Origin of the sequence: Terribacillus saccharophilus, assembly GCF_046592595.1 — a bacterium.
In the GTDB taxonomy this organism is placed as follows: domain Bacteria; phylum Bacillota; class Bacilli; order Bacillales; family Amphibacillaceae; genus Terribacillus; species Terribacillus saccharophilus_C.
The window spans coordinates 1-1,125 of record NZ_JAWVPF010000021.1 but is presented as its reverse complement, the minus strand read 5'-3'; the positions used below and the strand labels follow the sequence as shown (position 1 = coordinate 1,125).

The following is a 1,125-nucleotide window of genomic DNA, read 5'->3' as shown; positions in this document are numbered from 1 at the left end:
GCGATCATGTCGTTTAGTTCGTAATTGGTTGTTTTGTTCAGTTTTCAAAGATCAATATTTTCAAATAAAAATGGTGGAGCCTAGCGGGATCGAACCGCTGACCTCCTGCGTGCAAGGCAGGCGCTCTCCCAGCTGAGCTAAGGCCCCATCGTTTAAGTTATAGTGGTCGGGAAGACAGGATTTGAACCTGCGGCCCCTTGGTCCCAAACCAAGTGCTCTACCAAGCTGAGCTACTTCCCGTAATGGCGCGCCCGAGAGGAGTCGAACCCCTAACCTTTTGATCCGTAGTCAAACGCTCTATCCAATTGAGCTACGGGCGCATATTTAAAGTGCCGAGGGCCGGACTCGAACCGGCACGGAGGAACCCTCCGCAGGATTTTAAGTCCTGTGCGTCTGCCAATTCCGCCACCCCGGCAAGCTGAATTAGTTGATTAAGTAGTTATGGAGCGGAAGACGGGATTCGAACCCGCGACCCCCACCTTGGCAAGGTGATGTTCTACCACTGAACTACTTCCGCGTTTAATCTAAAATGGTGCGGGTGAAGGGACTTGAACCCCCACGTCATAAAGACACTAGATCCTAAGTCTAGCGCGTCTGCCAATTCCGCCACACCCGCATAGATTAAATACGCACAGTATTAAAATGAATGGTGAGCCATGAAGGACTCGAACCTTCGACCCTCTGATTAAAAGTCAGATGCTCTACCAACTGAGCTAATGGCTCTTACATGGTGCCGGCCAGAGGACTTGAACCCCCAACCTACTGATTACAAGTCAGTTGCTCTACCAATTGAGCTAGACCGGCTAATGGTGGAGGATGACGGGCTCGAACCGCCGACCCTCTGCTTGTAAGGCAGATGCTCTCCCAGCTGAGCTAATCCTCCGGATTGTATATCCACCTGGCAACGTCCTACTCTCGCAGGGCGAACCCAACTACCATCGGCGCTGAAGAGCTTAACTGCTGTGTTCGGCATGGGAACAGGTGTGACCTCTTCGCTATTATCACCAGATCGGATATTTAATGTTTGTCCTTTTCTTAAGGACAAGATATATTGTATCACTCTTTCAAAGAAAAAGCAACACTTTTTTTGAAGTAAACCTTCAAAACTAGATAAGAAACATGTCC

9 tRNA genes and 1 rRNA gene are annotated in these 1,125 nt (G+C 49.3%); all 10 read right to left on the bottom strand.

The features are described 5' to 3' along the window. Positions 1 to 71: 71 nt before the first annotated feature. The 10 genes from SFC25_RS18250 to rrf all read right to left on the bottom strand — a co-directional run bounded on the left by SFC25_RS18250 (position 72) and on the right by rrf (position 1,009). A tRNA-Ala gene (locus SFC25_RS18250) sits at positions 72 to 147 on the bottom strand. A gap of 16 nt (positions 148 to 163) precedes the next feature. Beyond that, positions 164 to 240: transfer RNA gene (locus tag SFC25_RS18245), tRNA-Pro, on the bottom strand. A gap of 3 nt (positions 241 to 243) precedes the next feature. Then, a tRNA-Arg gene (locus tag SFC25_RS18240) sits at positions 244 to 320 on the bottom strand. Between the two features lie 10 nt (positions 321 to 330). After that, a tRNA-Leu gene (locus SFC25_RS18235) sits at positions 331 to 415 on the bottom strand. Positions 416 to 442: 27 nt separating this feature from the next. Then, a tRNA-Gly gene (locus SFC25_RS18230) sits at positions 443 to 517 on the bottom strand. A gap of 13 nt (positions 518 to 530) precedes the next feature. Further along, positions 531 to 616, bottom strand: a tRNA-Leu gene (locus SFC25_RS18225). A gap of 31 nt (positions 617 to 647) precedes the next feature. Continuing rightward, positions 648 to 723 (bottom strand) — tRNA-Lys (locus tag SFC25_RS18220). Positions 724 to 728: 5 nt separating this feature from the next. Next, a tRNA-Thr gene (locus tag SFC25_RS18215) sits at positions 729 to 804 on the bottom strand. Positions 805 to 807: 3 nt separating this feature from the next. Continuing rightward, positions 808 to 883 (bottom strand) — tRNA-Val (locus tag SFC25_RS18210). Between the two features lie 13 nt (positions 884 to 896). Then, positions 897 to 1,009 (bottom strand): 5S ribosomal RNA (gene rrf / locus SFC25_RS18205). Positions 1,010 to 1,125 lie beyond the last annotated feature (116 nt).